Here is a 21,281-nt window from a genome sequence, read left to right on the forward strand (position 1 = left end):
ATTCCATAAGTTGGAATTGCCTAGTCTTTACTGGAGTGATGTGACCATCCTCCATTTGAACTAAGAACATTTCGCACAGCAATAGCGCCCGTTAATTGAATATCAGATATGTATTTAAATGTAATTGAAATAAAAGAGAGAAAACGCATTCCAAATAATATGAATAAATATTACGGGAACTATTGACCTTGTTAATTTAAACGTAATACCAAAAACAACTCCCAATACGAATCCAAATAATGGATACCCAGGATGAAGAAGTGCGAATAAAATTGAGGAAATCAATAGTGCTACAATGAAATAGGTAATCCTATCCCCTCAAAGTTTTAAATATTAAAGAACAACAATCTATCAATAATGATTAGTAAGCTTTTTCCAAACGCCCCTTATTCACTCATCATAACTAAAAGTAATAACTTTTTTAAAAGAAAAGTGCTATAAAAGTGCTACTCAGGAGATAGCAGTGTATTAATCATATTCTCTTGTGTTTTCCTCCATTAATTGCGCCTCCCGATTCTTGAATACCCGTTTATAAAAAGGTGCTACTTATTTAATCTTTTATAGAATTCCGAAGTTTATAATTATACAGTCCAAACTGTATAACTATAACCATGACGATTAACACTACTGAAATTAAATAATTCATTGTGGGTTCCCCATGTTTGAATAACCCGATGAACACCGCAACGATACCGACACTCCAGACCCCTTACTTCGCCCAACACACTTCTTTTTATTCCATGAAATCTGATAATTTCCTTGCCAGAAGCCAAACATCCGACCCTATAAGTACAACTAGAGAGAACAAGAACCAAATTAATGAAAAATCTTGATCTATGAACAAATAAACAGTTTCACCATTCCTCCAATCCCCAAAATCATACCTATTTGAAATGAAAAATTCATAGATAATCCCCCGGTTCCGTAAAAAGAACATTACTTTTATTCCCGATAAGCACCCGATTGCAGTATAGCTTTATTTTCCCCAAACAGCTTCATACCCTACTTTACATGCCAACTGTTCCTGTCCTTATCATCATCCAGAATATCCTTCAAAACATGTAAATTTTGGTTTACCTCTCTTTTTACATTTCCTTGCATAAAACCAAAGATAACATTGTTGATTCCTGAAGTTTGAATTTCCGATTTATTGATCAACCTTGTAAATCCTGAGGATTGAGGAATTAAATCATATGTCATGGAGTATGAAAAATGATTTCCTATCGATTCCAGAACTAATCTACTGTCACGAATATACTCTGTAATAGTAATTTCCTCAAAGGCCTGTACTCCTTGATTTCTAAGCAATTGGTAACGAGACCCCACTACATCACCACTTGAGGGAATTTTTTCCACTCTTCGTACTGCATAATTCCAGATAGAGAAGTTCTCCATTCTTTCCAGAAATCTAAAAACGTCTTTTACATTAGCCTGAATTAATAATGAGTTACTAAATTGGACCAACGTTATTCCCCCCTACACTTTTTTAAGTTAAACATGTTATTTATCACAAAGTTCCTCCACTTTTTCAATCAACCTTTTCAGACCCTGTAAAGAGTCATTTGCATCTAAGAAATACACGTTGTTTTTCCCTTTTTTGTCCATTTTTACTATGCTCGCTTCTTTTAAAATTCTTAAATGATGTGAAACTGCTGGTCTAGATACTTTCGTCAGAGAAGTGACTTCGCTGACATTTAATTGCTCATTTTCAGCCAAGATAATAATTATGTCCTGCCGTACTGGATCACCCAATGCCTGCAAAAGCGATAAATTCTCCCTAAAAAGATTAATAATCATATCATTTTTTTTGATTTATAACACACCCTTTATTTAATAATACGTTAATATGTTTAAACTTATAAACTTGTTGTAACACGTTAAAAATAAAAATGCAACGAATAAAATGCTGATTTAAAATAAAGTTCGATCAAAATGGAACTTTTAAATAATTCCAATATAAAAATCCTAATTCTCAATACTGAGAAATTAGGATTCGTTATTCCATTAAATAGCCTGTTTCTGAAAAAAGGGCGCATTTTTTATGCCGTTATCGCACTCCGATTGCGGCAATCAAAATATTAATTAGAGCGTACCTTTTTCTTTTCTAAAAACGAAATTGCTAATGCAATCACAGGAACTAGAGATAAAAAGACAGTCCACCCAATAAAGTAAAATATAGGTGCAAGGAAAGCCATTCCACCAAATAAAATAGATAATTGGGATTTCTTTTGAAAACCAAAAATAAATAGTAATAACCCTGCGATTGACAATATAACAAGAAAAACATTAAGTGAATTCATAATAATTACCTCCAACTGGCCCTATTGCTGAACGAAATCCTAGTTCCAGAATTGTTAGCAATAGGTAAGCCTTTGAAATCATCTCCAGCTTTTCCCCTGCTCCGCACCGAACGTGCCAGTTTCCCAGCATTCGGCGGTCCATCTACCGATGTATAATAAATTATAAGTTCTTCGTTACTTTTAGACGTGAGATTATTCTACCTTTTCAAGCCCGCACTCCATTCGGTATTGGTTTAGTTTCTTTATTATTGAGCTGTTTAACCCGAATTTTTGTGTTTCTACTGCAATTATTTCACTATCTTTACGATGTACAAGCCGATGTATGTCCTTATGAAGGATACGAAGATTGTTGAACCTATCCGTTCCTCCAAGATGTTTGGGTGTATAATGATGGCAGTGAACTTCATAAGCAGTTAAATCCCAACCTGTGATTTCACATTTGCCCATCTTCATACTAAAACAACTAATGCGGTTATCCATGTATTCAACTGTTCTATCAGGAAGGTTTGCCTTCATTAGTACGCTGATTTCAAGTTCAACATTTGGCTTTAATTTATCGTAAATTTTCTTTCTGCCTTCTTCTGTGAAAAGAGATAGTATTGGACTAAAGTTCATTGCATTAACTGTTTTAACATTTCCTATCGGAAATAAGTGTACAGAAGCAATTTCAAACGTTTTAAACCCTGTACTATAAAACTTCTTGTAGGTTGAAGTCGGGTTGATTGGATGTCCATATTTCCCAACAGAACGAAGGCGATTATACAGAAAGGCTTTTAGGTCATAGGCAAGACGCGAGAACTCTGGATTGACATGTGTGGCACGGTTAAAATAGTTATGAATACCTAAAACAAAACTGTTAAAGCGTAAAGCGTTTTGGATTGTAGGAGAGTCCTTCATCCTGCGGATGTGCATTTTAGCTTGTTCTTTAAGTTTCTCTCGTTTCTTGTGTTTAATGCCTGTGTGAGCAACTCTTTTACCCTTCTTCACATTTGCTTTAATGGTAAACCCTAAGAACTCTGATTTTCTTTTTCGCAGATTTACAATCTGCGATTTTTCAGGTGAGATATCTAGTTTTAAACGTTCTTTAATATATAATCTGGCTGCATGATACCACTTTTGGGCTGTTTTTCCATCTCGACAGAGAATTTTGAAGTCGTCCGCATAGCGGACGAGGTAGCCTTCTTTGAGGTTGGTACGTTTCTTCGCATATCTTTCTCCAACTTTTGATTTATAGTTTTTCGAGAGGGGGAAAAACTCCCATTGACCAACAACCCACTGGTCTAAATCGTTTAATACAACGTTCGATAATATTGTTGATAAAATACCACCCTGGGGTACACCCTTAGACGGCACCCCTTCTTTATCAATTTCAGCTTTCAGCATCTAGATATACAAGCTAATACTTTCTATCATGGATACCTAAATTCCATAGTTGTTTGATAAGAAGTGTATGATTAACATTATCGAAAAACCCCTTGATATCAACATCGACAACATAATGGAGCTGCGATTGATTGATTAAGGATTGTACTCTTGCCATAGCGTGATGGGTAGACCGTAACGGTCTGAATCCATAGCTATGTTTATAAAAGTGGGCTTCAACGATTGGCTCAAGAACTTGTTTAAAACACTGTTGAATGATACGGTCGAGAATACATGGAATTCCAAGTGGTCTTAATTTACCGTTTTCCTTTTCATTCCATTTTCTTCTGACCTTCTTAGGTTGATAGTTTTTTAGTTTTGTTTGGATTGCTTTCACTAATTCATTTTCCGTAAGCCTTTTGATATCTTTGATGGTTTTTCCATCTGTACCAGATGTTTTTGACCCTTTATTGGACTTGACCATCCGATAAGCTAGTAAAATATTCTTTCGTGACGTAATCATTTCATATAAATGGTTGATTGACTCATTGTTACTAGCTCTTTTGTGTAAATCTGTAAAGTTTTCCGTCATATCGTAGTAATCCCAATACCTCAAAGTTGACACTGTGGCATCCCTCCCAAAGAGTGACGTTCCCACATTCCTACCCGATCGGTGTCATTCACGTGAAGAAAATAATCGTTCTAATTCGCTAGACTTGGGGCTGTTCCTCCACTCCCATTACAGGAGATTCGTCAGTCGTACCCCTACCTTCGCAAGGATAAATGTATTTCAGCTTTCGCCTTATTACAAACGTTTCAGATGACAGTCCTTATTTCAACGTTCCTTACTTCCCAAGTACCTTACAACGTAGCTATCCATTCCAGACGTAGGTGCTTCCTTTAAACCTGCGAGCTTGATACCGCCATTGTTCGGTATAGCGTATTTCAGAGGGCGCAGTTTTACTTTACACCACCCGCCCCAACGTTAGTTGGGACATAGCTTTACACTACGTTGAATATTTAGACCCTTACATTCAGAAGTTTGTCAGAACCCCACCCTTATTCAACAATTGTACGATATGGACGCAATCGCTTGTTAATCAAACGCGCCCTTTAATGGAACAACGTAAAATTCTCTATTTTGCTAGTTCCATTCCTCGTCTTCAAAAGTACAGAACTGCTAGAACTAAATTGATAAATCCAATTGTTAGGAAGGTCGCAGAAAAATATTTTCCTCCTATTGTTGATGAATCAGATATCGCTATTCCACAAAGGACGTAAAATACACAAACTGACAGAAAAAACGTTATTATTTTTCTTGTGTTACTTTTTAACAGTAAGTATCCACTTAAAATTATTATATAGGATAAGCTTAATACATCAGGGTGGGGTATATGGGACTATACTTGGCTGCGTATATAAAATGGTCCAGCTGGGATATATCGGAACTATTTGCAACTTCCCCATTAAACATCTTTGAAAAAAAAGCAGTGTATTTCCAGTTCCACGGGTCTTCCCTTATTGCACTTCCTTCATACCAAGTTACCAATGTCGAAAATACCAATAGAACCAATGATACTAGGTATTGAATTGTATATTTCATTTGTATAGCCCCCTTGTGGTAACTTACATTATCCGATACCCAACAACAATTGCGATTATTTAAAGGACGCATTTCTTGTTATACAAAAGCGCCCGTTTGCGGTATAAAGACAAATCTAATTTATTTGGTATTACCTAAATTCAAAGGTGGAAATTTTAGATTTCTAGGTTAAAATGTCTCCTAAATTCCTCACAACCTTTTTCAGTAATGGTTACAGCTCGACTAGCTGGTTTTCGATCTATCCAGTTTAATTCAAGAAGTTGCGAAGTAATAGCCTGCCCTAAAGACCCAGCAAGATGGTGATTCCGTTCACTCCAGTCCAAACATGCCCGGGAGAACGAACGGCGTTTTTTCCTCAGATCTTCGAGATTCAACCCGAAATCATGAAAAAACTCCACTCCATTGGGAGTCACCGTAAACTCTTTTTTCCCGTCTTTTAAATAACCCATATTCACCATAGAGTTGGTCAATGCCACACCTAACTGGCCAGCCAAGTGGTCATAACAGGTCCTGGCTTTCCTTATCGCTTTATTTTCTATTGATTGATTTAACGATTTTATCTCCCCGGGTCGTGATACGGCAAGGAATGATTCCAATATACTCGCTATCTCTTGATTGGCAAGATGGAAATAACGATGCCGGCCATGTTTTTCAACGATAACAAGATTTCCTTCTACTAACTTTGCAAGATGAAAACTGGCTGTCTGTGGCTTGATGGCTGCCATATAGGCCAATTCACTTGCTGTATGAAAGCGATCATCCATTAAACTGGTTAAAATAGACGCTCTTGAAGGTTCAACGAGAAGAGAAGCAACTTCGGCAATATTTGGATTTGAACCCATCTTTAATCTCACCCTTTTGTTTGTATTTCATATTTCGATTATAGTTGAATTATCCCCATGATACAATAATCCTGAATCAAATAGTAACCAAATCTAATACATGAAATGGGGTATTTTTATGAGTCTAGGAAAACAATCTTTGAAAGCACAGCAATTTCATCAGCTTCATCAACGATCATCAACTTTTGTTCTTCCAAACGCCTGGGATGTCATAAGTGCAAGGGTATTTGAAGAATGTGGATTTGAAGCTATTGGGACGACCAGCGCTGGTATTTCCGTCTCATTAGGATATACGGACGGCCAAAATATACCTGCGGATAAAATGATAGAAGTCATTAAGTCAATCGCCGACTCTGTAAATATACCTGTTACTGCAGATATTGAAGCAGGGTATGGAAAGACAATCGAAGAAGTCTTGGAAACGGTAAGAAAAGTTATAGATACCGGGGCTGTCGGAATCAATATTGAAGATGGAACTGGAGATCACAGCCAACCACTATATGACCTTTTCTATCAAAAAGAAAGAATTGCAGCAATAAGAGAACTATCAAACGATACGAAGGACACCTCCATATTTATTAATGCGCGCACAGATACCTACTGGTTCAACATTGGAGACGCTTCGACACGGCTTCATGAAACCATTAAACGAGCAAAGGCATTTGAGGACGCTGGAGCAGATTGTATTTTTGTTCCAGGGTTACATGATCCGAAGATCATTTCTCATCTTAGGGAAGAAATCTCTTCTCCTATTAACCTTTTGGCTAGTCCGAAGATGCCTTCTTTTGCGGAACTAGCGAGCTTCGGAATTAAAAGGCTTAGTTGTGGGTCTGGTCCTTTTAGAGCAACGGTAACCTTACTGAAAACCATTAGTGAAGAAATCACGAATCAGCGAAGTTTCCGACATATGATGGATGATGTTATGCCCTACAGCAAAGTTGTAGACTTAATGAAATAAATACAAAACCTTTCTAAACTGAAAAACATTCACATTTCGATAAGGATTGAATCTTTTTGGTACTACAATATTAATGTAATAACTCTCTAAAAATCTTATATTCGCTGAGGAGGTCACTTTATGCAAAAGATACAAACGGAAATTATGCCAGCTCAACCATACGCATTTGGTCAAGCACTTGCGTATCTGCGAACATCACCTTCTTCCATTGTTGAATGTATTGATAATCAAGGATACCAACGCGTCTTTACTATTGCAGGACAGCCCTTCCTGGTTCGAATGATCCAAGAAGGAACAATTCATCAAGCAAAACTGAAGGTGGAAGTTATTGGTGAACGGGTAGATTCCACAATCCTAAATCATGCTGTTAAGATTCTTAAACGAATATTCTCTTTAACAGTGGATCCTGAACCATTCCATATCCTAATCTTAAAAGATCCTATACTTGGTAAACTTCTGCGCTCTTATCCCGGTCTGCGGCCGGTATTAATCGGAGATCCATTTGAAGCTCTTATTTGGGCGATTCTAGGTCAGCAAATAAACACCACATTTGCAAAAAATTTAAATATAAGATTGCTGAATCTCTGTGGAGACACTTTCGAGTTTGAAGGAAGACTTTATCCGATTTTTCCAAAACCAGAACAAATTATTGAACTTGGTGAAAAAAAACTCTATGAAAATCAATTCAGCCGGCTGAAAGCTAAATATCTAGTTGCTGCTTCAACAGCCGTGGCTAACGGCGATATTGACTTTACGGCATTAACACATTTGCCCTCGGACGAAGCCTGTCAATCACTCATGCAATTTGAAGGATTAGGTCGTTGGACAGCAGAGTATGTTTTAATGAGAGGTCTTGGGTTTAAAGATGTCATTCCGGCCGGTGACCTTGGTTTACAAGATATTATTGGTCATTCCTATAAACTGGAGAGAAGAGCCACTGAAGATGAAGTCCGACAAATTGCAAAAATCTGGTCACCTTGGCGTGGATGGCATTCGTGTGGTGGCTACAACTTCAGTTAATTCATTTTATTGAACTAAACCATCAAAGTGGGGTGAACGCAGATGAGTAAGAAAAACGCCGTAAGCTTTTGGCTAGTGGGTTATACGCTTCTTATGTTAATGGTAGGGGCGAATATTCCATCACCTTTATACAACGTCTATCAACAGCAATGGGGATTCTCATCAGGGATACTAACACTAATTTTCGCTGTTTATGCTTTGGTTCTTATTCCTTCCCTATTAATTTTTGGGCAATTGTCTGACCGTTTTGGTAGGAAAAAAGTGTTGCTAATTGGTCTACTAATTTCAGCTGCGGGATCTGCTATTTTTGCATTGGCCTCCAGTCTGGCATGGTTATACATTGCCCGCGGCCTGCAAGGTTTGGCAGCAGGGATGATGAGTGGAACGGCAACCGCTGCATTGGTTGAGCTTCGCCCCGATAACCGAAAAACTGCTTCCCTTGTTGCCTCGATTGCAACAGCCGGCGGCACAGCCATCGGACCCATACTTGGGGGAGTACTTGCCGAATATGGCCCCATGCCTATTGTATTGCCTTATATCGTACATATAATTCTATTTGTACCAGGCCTGATTACCATTTTGCTAATGGATGAAACAGTGAAATCAAAGCAACCTGGACCCTGGCGACCTCAAAAACCTAGTGTGCCGTCAACTATCCGTACACCGTTTGCAATCGGGGCTGCTACTGCTTTCGCCGCATGGTCCGTGACAGCTCTATTTATGTCACTTGTGCCGTCTTATGTCTCTTCTTTAATGGGTATTCATAATTTGGCTATCACCGGCGGTGTCGTCTTCCTTATGCTTGGAACCTCAGCTATAACCCAATTGACGTTCAAAAAATTGTCTTCACGTTCGTCCATGGTTTCCGGGCTTATTTTATTAATCGTTGGCCTAGCAGGAACCTTACTTGCAGTGCCAGCTATGTCTGTTGCACTGTTAAGTCTTAGTACCGTTATTACAGGATTAGGCCAGGGACTTGCTTTTATGGGAAGCATGGTACTTGTTAATGAAATCGTTCCGGCAAGTCGTCGTGGGGACGTTGTATCCATGCTGTATGTAATCATTTATATTGGGGTCGGATTGCCCACCATAGGTATTGGCTTTGGAGCTGTTTGGATTGGTTTATACAAAGCCATTTTCATTTTCGCTTGTTTTATTGCTACATTGTCCATTTTTATTTCCATTCTGATTTCAAGAAAGTTGAAAACAAAATTTAAAATGAATGCGGTGTAATAATAATTTTTATAGAAAAGTCGATTACTTTTAAGCGTATACACGCTGAAGTAATCGACTTTTTCCCGTGAGAATTTGGTAAGGATCCTTTAGCTTTAAAAATTCATATTTTGTTTTTTATTCAACAAAGCGCCCGTTAGCTGAATATCATCGTTCACTCATTCCTACTGCAAATAAAACTAAACCGACAAATACTAACACAGCTCCGTTCAGTAAAATTCCTGTTATGATAAACCAAGTTTTTCTGGACAATACAGCAAAGATAATTCCAAATATAGATAGCACCGTCAACACGCCCGCAAACAAAGTTAAATTTATATTGGGTCCCCTTATTATTAAAAAAAGATAAAACTTATTGCCGCTGTTAATACAGAAACAGAACCCAAGATTGCTCTGTTCTTGCTCAATTTTATCCCTCCTTTTTCAGTATTTTATTTTGTAGATTTGGTAATTATTACATCTGGCTTTGATAAAACAATCTGGCCCTATCAATTCCTTTTGTCTCATTCTTTCCCGTCTTTCTTCTGGAGTTTCACTATCTCTGCCCATTTTGACACCCCCAAAAGTAATATTCACAATGCGACAAACGTTAGCAATAGGTAAGCATTTGAAGTTATCTCCGGCTTTTCCCCTGCTCCACACAGAGCGTGCAAGTTTCCCCGCACTCCGCGTTCCATCTAACGATATGTACTAGATGATAAGTTCCTCGTTACTTTCAAGTAGGAAAGAGCTACCGAACCTAACCTGGAAGCTCGCACTATGTAAAGTCACACATTCCTACCCGATCGGTGCGATGCACGCTTGGAAAACCACCGTTCCATTCGCTAGACTTGGGGCAGTTCTTCCACTCCCATTACAGGAGCTTCATCAGTCGTACCCCTACCCTCGCAAGGATTAATACTTTTCAGCATGTGCCTTATAGTAAACGTTTCGGATGACAGTCCTTGTTACAACGCCCCTTACTTTCCAAGTCCCTTACAACGTAGCTATCAATACTAGACGTAGGTGCCTCCTGTAAGCCCGTGAGCTGGATACCGCCATGGTTCGGTATAGCGTATTTCAGAGGGCGCATTTTTACTTTACACCACTCACGTCATCGTTGGATGACCCATAAGTTTCCTTATGTTCAATCTTTAGACCTGTACATTCGGAGATTTGTCAGTTCCTTTCTGTTAGGAACATTCTCACCATACCTAGTTTTTCAGCCGCGCGGCATATCCGTTGGCATACCTTTTCGCAAGGAGTGGCTCCAGCCTTCGTTCTGCCGAATCACCTGGCTTCATACCCCAAGACCTGTCAGCCTTGACGCATGCAGGATTTGTTGGCGGGATGGTTTCGGGAAACATGGTTCCGTCATTCCCATCCTCCGTTGTAAAGTTGGAATTGATTCTTAAATATTCCCCGCATTTCACGCCATGTGGCGTTTATAGCGGAACTTGTCGCGCGTACCCGATTGCTGTAAATTGTTTACGTTTGTTCTTGCCCCTTTTTCATTGCTTTAAAGTTAAGATCTATACCATATCCTCCAGCTAGAATTAAAAGTATTTGTCCGTATCCAAAGCTTAAATCAAGCCAATAGGCAAATAAAAATAAGGAGATAATCACAATGAAAAATATTGCAATGATATTATTTTGAAGATACTTACTCATTTTTCTTTAATCCCTCCCTCTATATACTTTAATTATCTTCAAAATTGTCTTGATTTCTTAGAATTACTACAACTTCTACTAAAGATTTTGCAGAGAGTACAAACTGAAACATCTGGTCCAGAAAATTCTAACATGGTTTTATCCATCCTCCTTTTTACATTAATATATAACTATTTGATTATATGGTGACAATTAGAAAAGCTCTGAGATTCTTTCAAAGCTAATTTATTCACCAGTTTTCGCAAAACATCTTATTCTTTCCCCGATCTCATCTCGTACACGTTGAAAAACTGCCCATTTTTCTTGGTCCGTTCCTTCTGCTTTTGCGGGATCGTCAAAACCCCAGTGTTCCCTTTTGACATGAAGTGGAGTCATTGGACATCTGTCTTCAGCATCATCACAAAGTGTAACAACCATATCAGCATTATTTAATATTTCTGTATCAATAACCTCTGATTTTTGGTCAGAGATATCAATCCCGGCTTCCTTCATGGCTTTGACGGCATTCGGGTTGAGCCCGTGCGCTTCAATCCCTGCACTTCTAACCTTACAACTGCCCCCAAGATAATGTTTCGCCCAGCCTTCAGCTATTTGGCTACGGCATGAGTTCCCTGTACAAAGAAAATAGATTACTTTTTCAGACATCCTAATGCTCCTTTATTTTATTCTTCGTCTTTTGATAAAACTTTTTAAAGATGGCCTGCTATAACTAGATCTATAAGACCAATAACGTTAAGAATAATCCTAGTAAAGTGATTAACAGGATTGGAATTGTTAACATGATTCCCGTTTTAAAATAAGTCCCCCATGAAATCTTTACGCCTTTTCGTGATAAAACATGGAGCCATACCAAGGTCGCAAGTGAACCAATTGGTGTAATTTTTGGTCCCAAGTCAGATCCAACAACATTTGCATAAATTTGTGCTTCTTTTAGCACACCAGACGTACTGGTTTCAGCAATCGCCAAAGCATCTATCATAACCGTTGGCATATTGTTCATAATTGAAGATAGAAATGCCGCGATAAAACCCATCACAATCGTAGCTATGAATAGGCCTTGTTCTGCAGCCGCTTGAATTACAGTAGCTAACGCATCCGTAAGCCCAGCATTTCCCAACCCATACACTACTACATACATTCCGATGGAGAAAAATACGATATTCCAAGGCGCTCCCTTAATGACTGCTGGGGTATCGACTGCTTTACTTCCTCTTGCCATTAAAATGAAGAAAATTGCTATGGCACCCGCAATAATCGAAACGGGAAGATTAATGAATTCACTTACAAAGTAACCAATAACTAATAACGCGAGTACATACCAAGATGTGTGGAACATTTTATGATCTTTAATGGCAGATTTAGGCTCACCAAGTTTAGATACATCATATGATTTCGGGATACTTTTTCGAAAGTAAATTAATAGTACAGTAATGGTTGCAGCTAATGAAAACAGGTTCGGAATAACCATTCTAGATGCATATTCCACAAATCCAATTCCAAAGAAATCCGCTGAAACAATATTAACCAGGTTACTTACTATAAATGGTAAAGATGTAGTATCCGCCATAAAACCACTTGCCATAATAAATGGAAAAATCATTTTTTCTTTGAAATTTAGATTTCGGACCATTGCAAGTACAATTGGTGTAAGTATTAACGCTGCACCATCATTGGCAAAAAAGGCAGCTACAATTGCACCTAGAATACTTATATAGACAAACATTTTTATGCCATTGCCTTTTGCTATTCTGGCCATATGAAGCGCCGCCCACTCAAACAGCCCAATTTCATCCAATATTAGTGATATGAGAATAATGGCAACAAATGCCAAGGTTGCATTCCATACGATTTCCGTTACTGCTATGACATCACTAAATCCAACTACACCAACTGTTAAAGCAAGGATCGCTCCACCAATTGCCGACCATCCAATCGATAGCCCTTTTGGCTGCCAAATAACTAAAACAAGTGTTACTATAAAAATCAAAATCGCAAGTATAAGCGTTAATGACAAAATATTCCCCTCCAATTACCAGCAAATAATTCGTGTGCCTTTTTCTACTAATTCTTTAAGTTTTTGATCTTGACTTGGTATTTGTTGAATAATTTGCTGAACAAAAGGATAATATTCATTATTTTTATTGATAGAGTAAAAAATCCATTGCCCTTTTCGTTCTTCTATAACCAATCCAACATCTCGCAGTTTTCTAAGGTGTTGACTAATGGATGGTTGGCTTATTTTAAAAATCTCAACAAATTCACAAACACAACAATCGTGGCTGTCAAGTATTTTCATCATTGTTAAGCGGGTTTTATCACCCAATAATTTTAGGATCTTTGCAGCTTTTTCCAATTCAATTACTGTTTTCAGCATAGCAATACACCTCCCACATAATTTGTATATTAACATATAACAATTTAATTATATGTTCAAGTGATATGTCATATCACCTTTGTTCTTGCTTAGAAAACTATACAATTTTGTAGTTGTAGGTAACTGAACAACTAACATGAGCCACGTCCGGCTCCAGCGCCCAGCTTCTGGCAAACTTCGAACTCCTCCAATACGATAGATAAGTCAACATCGGTTCGTATAGGAAGGAGGGCTGACTAAAAACGGGCTTTTCGCCTTTGTTCTGATATTAAGAGATATTAATAATCATTCTAATGTTTATTGCCGTGGCGCAAGTAACATCACTGAAACACCAACTAAGCAGATACCTGCACCTAGCCAATCATATAAATCAGGAGTTTTTTTATCAATACCCCACCCCCATAGCACAGATAGAACGATGAAAACCCTTCCATATGCGGCATAAACTCTACCGAATGATGGGAAATTTTGAAATGTAGCAATAACTCCGTACAAAGCTAAGGCTACACCTCCAAAGATACCCGAATAAAACGGCTGATTTTCTCTTAGCCATAGCCAAATAAGATAGCCTCCACCAATTTCGGCTAATCCTGCAAATATAAATAATACAATTGCATAAATCATAGAAGCGCCTTCTTGAAAAACTAATCAATATAGTTATTATAACGTATCCTTATGAATCATGGTAACTAGTCGGGTGGTATTAACCCTCTTTTTGTCCATATTAAAAAGGGGTTCAATAAGAACCCCACTTTTATCACCCGGCACAACAGGACAATTTGATACATCTTTATCAAATGTTAGAGAAAATAATTTTAATCCTTCTGCCATTGTTAAATATTGAGTAAGAGTTTCGTGGAGATCCTCTATGGTTAAACCAAATTTAACAGCTAATGTCGCGGCATAAATCACATCTCCTGCATTTACTGCTATCACATGAGCCTCTAATTAGTGTCTTCACATCCACCTCCAGTTTAAACACGCTTTTTGTTTCTCGATTCGTCAAGGCTTTTGGACAGCATCTAATGGTAAAACAGAAGTTTTCACTTCATAGCCCTTCTTTTTTGCCTGCTGCTCCGTTAAACCAACAGTTGCAATTGCGGTAGTGGTAAAGGTAACTGTTGGAATGACTCTAAATTGAACTTTTTGTTAATTCCCCAATAGAATTCCCCACCGTAATTCTCCATGATAAGCTGCTGCAACATAGACAAATTGAGGGCTTAGTATAACATCTCCTGCTGTATAGATCGGGTCATTCGTTGTTTTCAAATAGTCATCGAGGCACCTTTTTCTACCAGAAAAGTTATCGAAATTAATTTTTACCTAGAAAAATATATTCATGATTTGGGACTACTTAACCCTAATTCTACCATCCGCGTTCCTGCATTCTTTCTTCCTGGCGCAAACTGGACATCTCAATCCCTTTCATCGCGATTCCGAGTTCCTGGGACAGTTTGCCGATTAGTTCATAGTCGTTATAATTGGCCGTCGCCTGGACGATCGCTTTAGCAAATTTCTCCGGATTCCCGGATTTGAATATTCCAGATCCTACAAATACGCCGTCAGCCCCTAATTCCATCATTAATGCGGCATCTGATGGGGTTGCAACGCCACCTGCAGCATAGTTCACTACTGGCAACTTTCCTTCATCTTTTATTTGTTTTAGGATCTCATAAGATGCCCCAAGATTTTTTGCTTCTGTCATCAGTTCATCATCTTTCATCAATGTAATTTTGCGGACTTGTGCCTGAACTTTACGCATATGACGAACAGCTTCCACTATGTTTCCAGTGCCGGGCTCACCTTTTGTGCGAAGCATTGAGGCTCCTTCTCCAATTCTTCTTACAGCTTCGCCCAAGTCCCTGCATCCACATACAAACGGAACCGTAAAATCACTTTTTAAAATATGGAATTCCTCATCAGCTGGAGTTAGTACTTCACTTTCATCAATGAAATCAATACCTAATCCCTCCAGAACCCGCGCCTCCACGATATGACCAATACGCACTTTTGCCATGACAGGGATATTGACAACGTTCATTACTTCCTTAACAATGCGAGGATCCGCCATTCTGGCTACCCCCCCTGCTGCTCGGATATCCGATGGTACACGTTCGAGTGCCATAACCGCAATAGCCCCGCTCGATTCAGCAATTTTAGCTTGTTCAGCATTTACAACGTCCATAATGACGCCACCAGTTTTAATTTGTTCCATAGTTTTAACTGCTTCTGTTGCTGATAAATTTTCCAAATATAACACTCCAATCAATTAAAATAGTTGATTAATTTGCATTTTATTTTATTATAAATAATAATTGGTATTGTTTAAAGTGTCAGTTCCATATATTTTGACAAGGTCAGATTAGGAGGTTTTTGATATGAATATGTTCTCTTGTAACTTAGACCGGGAAAATGGGATACCGCTGTATGAGCAATTATATGCCTGCATCAAAACGGAAATAATGGAAGGACGTATTTCCTATGGAACAAAGCTTCCCTCGAAGCGTAAGCTATCCGAATTCCTATTAATAAGCCAAAACACGGTAGAACAATCATATGAACAGTTGGTTGCAGAAGGGTATATAGAAGGGATAGCAAGAAAGGGTTATTTTGTTTTGGCTAATGAGAACCTGGAATATGTACAACCCATTCTGATAAAAAATCACACCAAGCAGACAGAACAGAAAATACGGTATGATTTCCATCCTAGTCAGATAGACACAGAAAATTTTCCCTTTATGAAATGGAGGAAATATGCAAAAAATATCATTACTAAAGAGAATCAATCCTTGCTGCTAATGGGGGATCCACAGGGGGAATTTGTTTTACGTGAAGAAATTGCCAATTATTTGTATCAAGCCCGGGGAGTCCATTGCTCCCCTGATGATATCATTATCGGTGCGGGGGTGGAAACCTTGCTGCAACAGTTCATTCTTGTACTGGGACATAAAGCGACTTATGGTGTAGAGGATCCAGGTTATCATGTCATATCACGCATTCTAAAAAACTATCCGAATAAGGTTTATCCATTAAAGGTCGATGACAAGGGGATAAAGGTAGATTCACTTGACAGTTCATCAATTGATTTAGTTTATGTGACACCTTCACATCACTTTCCGTATGGATCAGTACTTCCTGCAAATCGAAGAATTAAACTATTAAACTGGGCATTTGGCAACAAAAATCGCTATATCATAGAAGATGATTATGACAGTGAGTTTCGATACGTCGGTAAAACTATTCCCTCATTGCAAAGCATGGATTACAATGAGAAAGTCATTTATCTCGGAACATTCTCAAAATCACTGATTCCTTCAATCCGTATAAGTTATATGGTACTGCCAAAACGATTGATGGTGTTTTATAAAGTTAAATTATCTTTTTTTCAATGCTCCGTGTCCCGAATTGATCAGCATATTCTTGCGCAATTCATGAAAGAAGGCGATTTTGAAAAGCACCTTAACCGAATGAGAAAAGTATATCGAAGAAAAATGGAAAAGACATTGGAATTATTGAAACCTTACAAGGAAATAGTAGAAGTTGCCGGTGATTTATCCGGGTTTCATGTTGTCTTAAAAATAAAAAATAATCTGAGTGAGGAAGAACTGGTAAACAGGGCGCTGAAAGCTAATATTAAAATCTATCCACTATCTTCTTACGTAATGGAAGGTCAATATGAATCCCAGCCGAAAATTATTTTAGGATTCGGCGGGATACCGGAAGCTGAATTAACAGAAGCTATTGGTCTTTTATTAAAAGGCTGGACGATCTGGCATTTTAAACATATCTCTGTGAACCGACACTGACATTAGAATGTTGATAACAAGAAATATATCTGCATATAATAAGGTAATAAATGGATCCCCACATTACTTTATTAAACAAATTTTAGCGTAATTACCTCCAAATTCATTATGACGGAGGTAACTTGTCTATTCTTTTACCCATAATTTTTTTAAAAGTCATCATCAGATGGCTTGTTTTGCTATGCCTCTTTACTTTAGAAACCACAACTTTTGCCTATTTCATGCTTTACTTCTTGAATTTGCCCATCAAAAATTTAATCGATCACTTCATTCATCAATTCTTTAATCTTTAACTTGGCTTCTTCCAAAGCTTCCTTTCCTTTATCGGTAATCGTATAATATTTACGGATTTTACCCCCTTCTAAACGTTCCTCTTTTTCAAGATAGCCACTTTGCTCTAAACGATTAAGAGTGGGATAAATGGTACCAGGGCTAACTTCATACCCGTGTCCTGCTAACTCTTCCATCATAAAGGCCCCGTACACTGGTTCCACATTGGCATGATAAAGAATATGAATTTTAATAAAACCTAAAAAGAATTCGCGTATCATAAGATCCCCACTTTCATTGAAAGTTTTAATCAATGAGTTGACTGTGATTGTTAAAGAAAGATTTGTATCCAAGTTGTACAAACAGAATCACGGTGAATGATACAGCTCCCGCAATGCCAAGCATAATCGCAAGCTGATACTCAATGGCGACAAGCGGGGAAATACCTGAAAGAATTTGCCCGGTCATCATTCCCGGTAAAAAAACAATCCCCATACCAACCATTGAATTGATTGTTGGCAGAATCGCTGAATCGAATGCATGATTGACGATCCTTTTCGTGGCAGCTTTCGGGGTAGCACCCAGCATTAAAGCGGCCTCTACCGTATGCTTTTGTGTTTTCATCCCTTCGACAAGCGTACTCACACCGAGGGTGATGCCTGTCATCGAATTTCCGATAATCATTCCTGCTATCGGGATAAAATAACGGGGTTCATACCACGGTGAAAATTGGATGACGATGAAATTAAAATAAAGCAAACTGGCAAGAGTGCCGATAACCATAGAAAGAGCAATAATTTTTTTTACAGCCCATGAAATATCCATCTTCACCCGTTTATATATATTATAAACCGCAAACCCTTCCATCATTGTCACAACAAGTAGGGTCAATAATGGATGAGGGTGTTCAAACAAGTACATTAACACATAGCCAACCATGACCAATTGAATCGTCATCCGTAATGTGGCAATCAAAATTTCTTTTTCACGCGGGATTTTCCGGAATTTAACGATTACGACTAACACCAATACAAAAAGATAGGCGGCAACAAGTTGCCAAAGTCCAAGATCAATAATGTTTTTATTCACCTAAAGGATCTCCTTTCACCTTAAAAGTTTGGATGTCAACTAGACGATCAGCAAATTGGCGGGCCAATTGGTTGGAATGCGTTACGATCACGACGGTCTTTTCTTGACCTTTAATGGAATCAAAAAACTGCTTCATCACCAGCTCTTCCAGTTCCTCATCAAGCGCTGAAGTCGGTTCATCCAACAAAAAAACAGGTGAATCGACCAACAGAATCCGTGCCAAAGCGAGACGCTGTTGTTCACCCCCAGAAAGCTGTTCAGCTTTTTCCCCTAACGCTTTATCCAATTGGACCACCTGTAACGCTTGATTTAGCTGTTCATCGTCTACTGATTGTTTTTCAGCAAAACGCATACCAATAAGCAAATTTTCTTTCACAGATTCTCCAAACAAAGCTGGCGTTTGTGGTAACATCACCACCTGTCGTCTTAGTTCAACCGGATTATAATTTTCGATCGGCTTTTCGTTAACCTGAATATTACCTTCATCACAGCTGATCAAATGATTCAGCAGTTTCAACAAAGTCGATTTACCACTTCCACTTTCCCCAACAACACAAGTCGTTTGTGCTGTTGGAATGTCAAGTTTCGGTATATGTAGAATGTTTTTATATGCTACTTTTCTTAATGTGAACATAGCACCTTCTCCTTTAGAAAATAATGAAAAAATACGTTCTAATAACGTTAAACGATATCGCCATCCGTTATCATAATTTGATAATATCATGAATAACATATAGGGACAAGCCATACTAAATGTTGTCTCTGTGAAACGTTTAATCAATATCAAATTGAGAGGTGATTCTATTGTATAATCAAAAGTCTATGCGAACTACATTGTTGATTCGCCTGTTGGTAGGTTCGGTTTTCTTGTCGGAAGGAATTCAAAAATTCCTCTTTCCGGATGAACGCGGGGTAGGCCGTTTCATCAATATTGGCATTCCGATGCCTGAAACAACTGCTTACTTTGTAGCGGTAGTTGAAGTAGGTTGTGGTCTACTGATTTTACTTGGTTTAGTAACACACTTGGCCTCGATACCCTTAATTATTGACATGCTGGTAGCCATTGCTACCACAAAAATTCCTATTTTATTTGAAGGTGGTTTTTGGGAGATGGCACGCGAAGCACGAACGGATTATGCCATGTTGTTGGGAGCGATTTTCTTGTTTTTCATGGGAGCAGGTGCATACTCACTTGACAGCTTTACCAAGAAAATTCACGTGATTAAGGTAAAGGACAACCGCTGATACATTAAAGGATTCTTAAAAGTTTATTTCCATTTCACTGTGCTTATTTCACCTGTAATATAGCTTATAATCTATACCAAAACGTATGGTAGGATAACGGGCTCCACTATTTGAAATGGAAACCGGGCCAGGATACCTTAACGGTGTAAATCAAAAGAATTCAACACCATCGCTCTGGAGCTTGACAACATATTGACAGGCTCCTTTATCATAATTAAAATATATGAAATTTACTTCTTTTATATCCATTTTGTCATTTTGAATTTTAGCGAGAATTAAAGGGTATGGGACTATTCAACAATATGGCCATTAAATATTTGTACTGGTATAGAGACAAGCGACTTTCGAACATTTCTTCCCTACGCCCAAAGATGGGAACATATGGCGGAGCTTATTGAAGAACCCACTTACCTTAAGTGTTAGAAAGGTAAGCCACGCCACCGGTGATAATTAACACTTAAAATCTTCTAGTGTCACCAGTCCTCTAAAGATATTCGAGCAATGACTTCATAACCGTTCCCAGGTCCATAAGGTTTTACAATTACAGTCCCCATGTTCGGAATTTCGCCTAAACCAATTTCTTCTGGAAAACTATGAGCAATAATAACTTGATTGTACCCCGGTAAAGGTTGTATTTCCAAAGCTAATTTGAAGGAGTTTAATATCCTTTCTTGTTCCATCTCACTCACATTACCGCTTAACTTATAAATTTCAAACCAAAAAGGGTCAATTTGAACAATCTTTTTTCCAAAAGCCAATTCCCCAGTTTGTCTGGCTCTGCAAAAAGGGCTAGTGAGAACCGGATACCCAACAGGTATGCGTAAATTGTAAAGCTTCTCCCCATATGCGATGGCTTGCTTTCTTCCATCCTCGGAAAGATTTCGTTGGGTAGAACAATCTTGAAAATTGATGACTCGTTGATCCTCCCCCACAGTTGCTTCGCCATGCCTAGCATAAAGAATATATCCTCCTTCTCGTAGCGAATTCATTAATGAGCGGTGATAAAATAAAGATGGGTAGTTTGCTGATGTTGTCTCTAAATGTTCGGAAAGCCCCATCTGTGCAAATTGATAAGAACTTTGATCTATGTCAGTATTTGAATGGTTAAACAATTTATTTTCCCCCCTCCGTTACTGTTCAGTTTTTTATAAAGTATGTTATCAGCCTTTTAGGTGTTACTGATGGATAAAGAGCCCTTCTTTACTTTTTAAATTGACCATTTATAGTTCAAAAGTAAATTTAACTAGTATTTTATAAACAACCTTGGTGATACCACACATTGTAAAACACCCTTCCATGTTTCCAATTGCATTCAAGAAATATGGTATGCACTGTTTTTGTATTTAAGTATCTGTTACACTGTTCGATGATCACTTGCATCTATTTAAAATTAAGTAGTATTATTAAAACTTTTTTATGTGTACACAACAAAGTCATTTTGTTTAAAATTAAACACTTACTTTGATGAAGTTTATGGTAAAATATATTGAAACAAAAAGGACATGGCATTTCATTAAGATTAAACATAG

At 38.1% G+C, this 21,281-nt stretch carries 22 protein-coding genes and 2 pseudogenes; 5 read left to right on the forward strand and 19 right to left on the reverse strand.

All coding sequences use genetic code 11. From position 1 onward, the window contains the following. Positions 1–114 precede the first annotated feature (114 nt). The 7 genes and pseudogenes from WMZ97_RS22005 to WMZ97_RS18330 all read right to left on the reverse strand — a co-directional run bounded on the left by WMZ97_RS22005 (position 115) and on the right by WMZ97_RS18330 (position 6,107). Positions 115–309: a CPBP family glutamic-type intramembrane protease gene (locus WMZ97_RS22005; protein ID WP_405027720.1), complete on the reverse strand. Its 195-nt coding sequence runs from the start codon at positions 307–309 to the stop codon at positions 115–117. A 693-nt stretch (positions 310–1,002) separates the two neighbouring features. After that, entirely contained in the window at positions 1,003–1,464 is a 462-nt protein-coding gene (locus tag WMZ97_RS18300) for an SRPBCC family protein (protein WP_343273535.1), read from the reverse strand. A gap of 36 nt (positions 1,465–1,500) precedes the next feature. Further along, a complete protein-coding gene (locus WMZ97_RS18305; protein ID WP_343273536.1) occupies positions 1,501–1,761 on the reverse strand; it encodes an ArsR/SmtB family transcription factor in 261 nt (86 codons plus the stop codon). Positions 1,762–2,078: 317 nt separating this feature from the next. Beyond that, on the reverse strand, positions 2,079–2,300 hold the full coding sequence (locus tag WMZ97_RS18310; RefSeq protein WP_343273537.1) for a hypothetical protein: 222 nt from the start codon (positions 2,298–2,300) through the stop codon (positions 2,079–2,081). A gap of 192 nt (positions 2,301–2,492) precedes the next feature. Continuing rightward, positions 2,493–4,287, reverse strand: a pseudogene (ltrA, locus tag WMZ97_RS18315) (group II intron reverse transcriptase/maturase). Between the two features lie 747 nt (positions 4,288–5,034). After that, positions 5,035–5,265: a YjdJ family protein gene (locus tag WMZ97_RS18325; protein WP_343273540.1), complete on the reverse strand. Its 231-nt coding sequence runs from the start codon at positions 5,263–5,265 to the stop codon at positions 5,035–5,037. A gap of 155 nt (positions 5,266–5,420) precedes the next feature. Continuing rightward, on the reverse strand, positions 5,421–6,107 hold the full coding sequence (locus WMZ97_RS18330) for an ArsR/SmtB family transcription factor (protein WP_343273541.1): 687 nt from the start codon (positions 6,105–6,107) through the stop codon (positions 5,421–5,423). 118 nt (positions 6,108–6,225) lie between these two features. On the opposite strand from WMZ97_RS18330, the gene WMZ97_RS18335 reads away from it, so the two are divergent. The 3 genes from WMZ97_RS18335 to WMZ97_RS18345 all read left to right on the forward strand — a co-directional run bounded on the left by WMZ97_RS18335 (position 6,226) and on the right by WMZ97_RS18345 (position 9,318). Then, positions 6,226–7,065 (forward strand): isocitrate lyase/PEP mutase family protein, encoded by an 840-nt coding sequence (locus WMZ97_RS18335; RefSeq protein WP_343273542.1) that lies wholly within the window; start codon positions 6,226–6,228, stop codon positions 7,063–7,065. 120 nt (positions 7,066–7,185) lie between these two features. Continuing rightward, positions 7,186–8,085, forward strand: coding sequence for a DNA-3-methyladenine glycosylase family protein (locus tag WMZ97_RS18340; RefSeq protein ID WP_343273543.1), 900 nt, complete (start codon positions 7,186–7,188; stop codon positions 8,083–8,085). A 42-nt stretch (positions 8,086–8,127) separates the two neighbouring features. Continuing rightward, positions 8,128–9,318 (forward strand): MFS transporter, encoded by a 1,191-nt coding sequence (locus WMZ97_RS18345; protein ID WP_343273544.1) that lies wholly within the window; start codon positions 8,128–8,130, stop codon positions 9,316–9,318. A 423-nt stretch (positions 9,319–9,741) separates the two neighbouring features. Here WMZ97_RS18345 and WMZ97_RS22010 read toward each other — a convergent pair whose 3' ends face one another. From WMZ97_RS22010 to pdxS, 8 genes and pseudogenes are all read right to left on the reverse strand, one after another. Then, positions 9,742–9,867 carry a DUF6366 family protein gene (locus WMZ97_RS22010; protein ID WP_405027718.1) on the reverse strand — a complete coding sequence of 42 codons (126 nt, stop codon included), beginning with the start codon at positions 9,865–9,867 and terminating at the stop codon, positions 9,742–9,744. Positions 9,868–10,785: 918 nt separating this feature from the next. Beyond that, positions 10,786–10,968: a hypothetical protein gene (locus WMZ97_RS18350; RefSeq protein ID WP_343273545.1), complete on the reverse strand. Its 183-nt coding sequence runs from the start codon at positions 10,966–10,968 to the stop codon at positions 10,786–10,788. Between the two features lie 225 nt (positions 10,969–11,193). Then, complete coding sequence (gene arsC, locus WMZ97_RS18355) at positions 11,194–11,613, reverse strand: arsenate reductase (thioredoxin) (RefSeq protein WP_343273546.1); 420 nt, start codon at positions 11,611–11,613, stop codon at positions 11,194–11,196. Between the two features lie 70 nt (positions 11,614–11,683). Beyond that, the gene (locus WMZ97_RS18360; protein ID WP_343273547.1) at positions 11,684–12,982 is read right to left on the reverse strand and encodes an arsenic transporter; all 1,299 of its coding nucleotides are present in this window, start codon (positions 12,980–12,982) and stop codon (positions 11,684–11,686) included. A 15-nt stretch (positions 12,983–12,997) separates the two neighbouring features. Next, positions 12,998–13,342: an ArsR/SmtB family transcription factor gene (locus WMZ97_RS18365; RefSeq protein WP_343273548.1), complete on the reverse strand. Its 345-nt coding sequence runs from the start codon at positions 13,340–13,342 to the stop codon at positions 12,998–13,000. Positions 13,343–13,639: 297 nt separating this feature from the next. Then, complete coding sequence (locus WMZ97_RS18370) at positions 13,640–13,966, reverse strand: YnfA family protein (protein WP_343273549.1); 327 nt, start codon at positions 13,964–13,966, stop codon at positions 13,640–13,642. A gap of 36 nt (positions 13,967–14,002) precedes the next feature. Further along, positions 14,003–14,470 (reverse strand): annotated as a pseudogene (locus WMZ97_RS18375) (hypothetical protein). A 238-nt stretch (positions 14,471–14,708) separates the two neighbouring features. Beyond that, positions 14,709–15,593, reverse strand: a complete 885-nt coding sequence (pdxS, locus tag WMZ97_RS18380) for a pyridoxal 5'-phosphate synthase lyase subunit PdxS (protein WP_405027719.1) — start codon at positions 15,591–15,593, stop codon at positions 14,709–14,711. A gap of 127 nt (positions 15,594–15,720) precedes the next feature. Between pdxS and pdxR the strand changes: the two genes are divergently transcribed. Next, on the forward strand, positions 15,721–17,148 hold the full coding sequence (gene pdxR, locus WMZ97_RS18385; RefSeq protein WP_343273550.1) for a MocR-like pyridoxine biosynthesis transcription factor PdxR: 1,428 nt from the start codon (positions 15,721–15,723) through the stop codon (positions 17,146–17,148). Positions 17,149–17,402: 254 nt separating this feature from the next. On the opposite strand, the gene WMZ97_RS18390 is transcribed toward pdxR, so the two are convergent. From WMZ97_RS18390 to WMZ97_RS18400, 3 genes are read right to left on the reverse strand one after another with little or no spacing between them, the layout of a single operon-like run. Then, complete coding sequence (locus WMZ97_RS18390) at positions 17,403–17,699, reverse strand: PadR family transcriptional regulator (RefSeq protein WP_343273551.1); 297 nt, start codon at positions 17,697–17,699, stop codon at positions 17,403–17,405. A 25-nt stretch (positions 17,700–17,724) separates the two neighbouring features. Next, positions 17,725–18,507, reverse strand: coding sequence for an ABC transporter permease (locus tag WMZ97_RS18395; protein ID WP_343273552.1), 783 nt, complete (start codon positions 18,505–18,507; stop codon positions 17,725–17,727). Then, positions 18,500–19,141, reverse strand: a complete 642-nt coding sequence (locus tag WMZ97_RS18400; RefSeq protein WP_343273553.1) for an ABC transporter ATP-binding protein — start codon at positions 19,139–19,141, stop codon at positions 18,500–18,502. The genes WMZ97_RS18395 and WMZ97_RS18400 overlap by 8 nt, the downstream gene beginning before the upstream one ends. A 170-nt stretch (positions 19,142–19,311) precedes the next feature. Here WMZ97_RS18400 and WMZ97_RS18405 point away from each other — a divergent pair, with 170 nt between their 5' ends. Continuing rightward, the gene (locus WMZ97_RS18405; protein ID WP_343273554.1) at positions 19,312–19,752 is read left to right on the forward strand and encodes a DoxX family protein; all 441 of its coding nucleotides are present in this window, start codon (positions 19,312–19,314) and stop codon (positions 19,750–19,752) included. Between the two features lie 473 nt (positions 19,753–20,225). Here the strand turns inward: WMZ97_RS18405 and WMZ97_RS18410 are convergent, their stop codons facing one another. Further along, positions 20,226–20,864: a histidine phosphatase family protein gene (locus tag WMZ97_RS18410; protein ID WP_343273555.1), complete on the reverse strand. Its 639-nt coding sequence runs from the start codon at positions 20,862–20,864 to the stop codon at positions 20,226–20,228. Positions 20,865–21,281: the final 417 nt, after the last annotated feature.

This window comes from Lentibacillus songyuanensis (assembly GCF_039548255.1).
Taxonomy (GTDB): Bacteria; Bacillota; Bacilli; order Bacillales; family Amphibacillaceae; genus Lentibacillus_C; species Lentibacillus_C songyuanensis.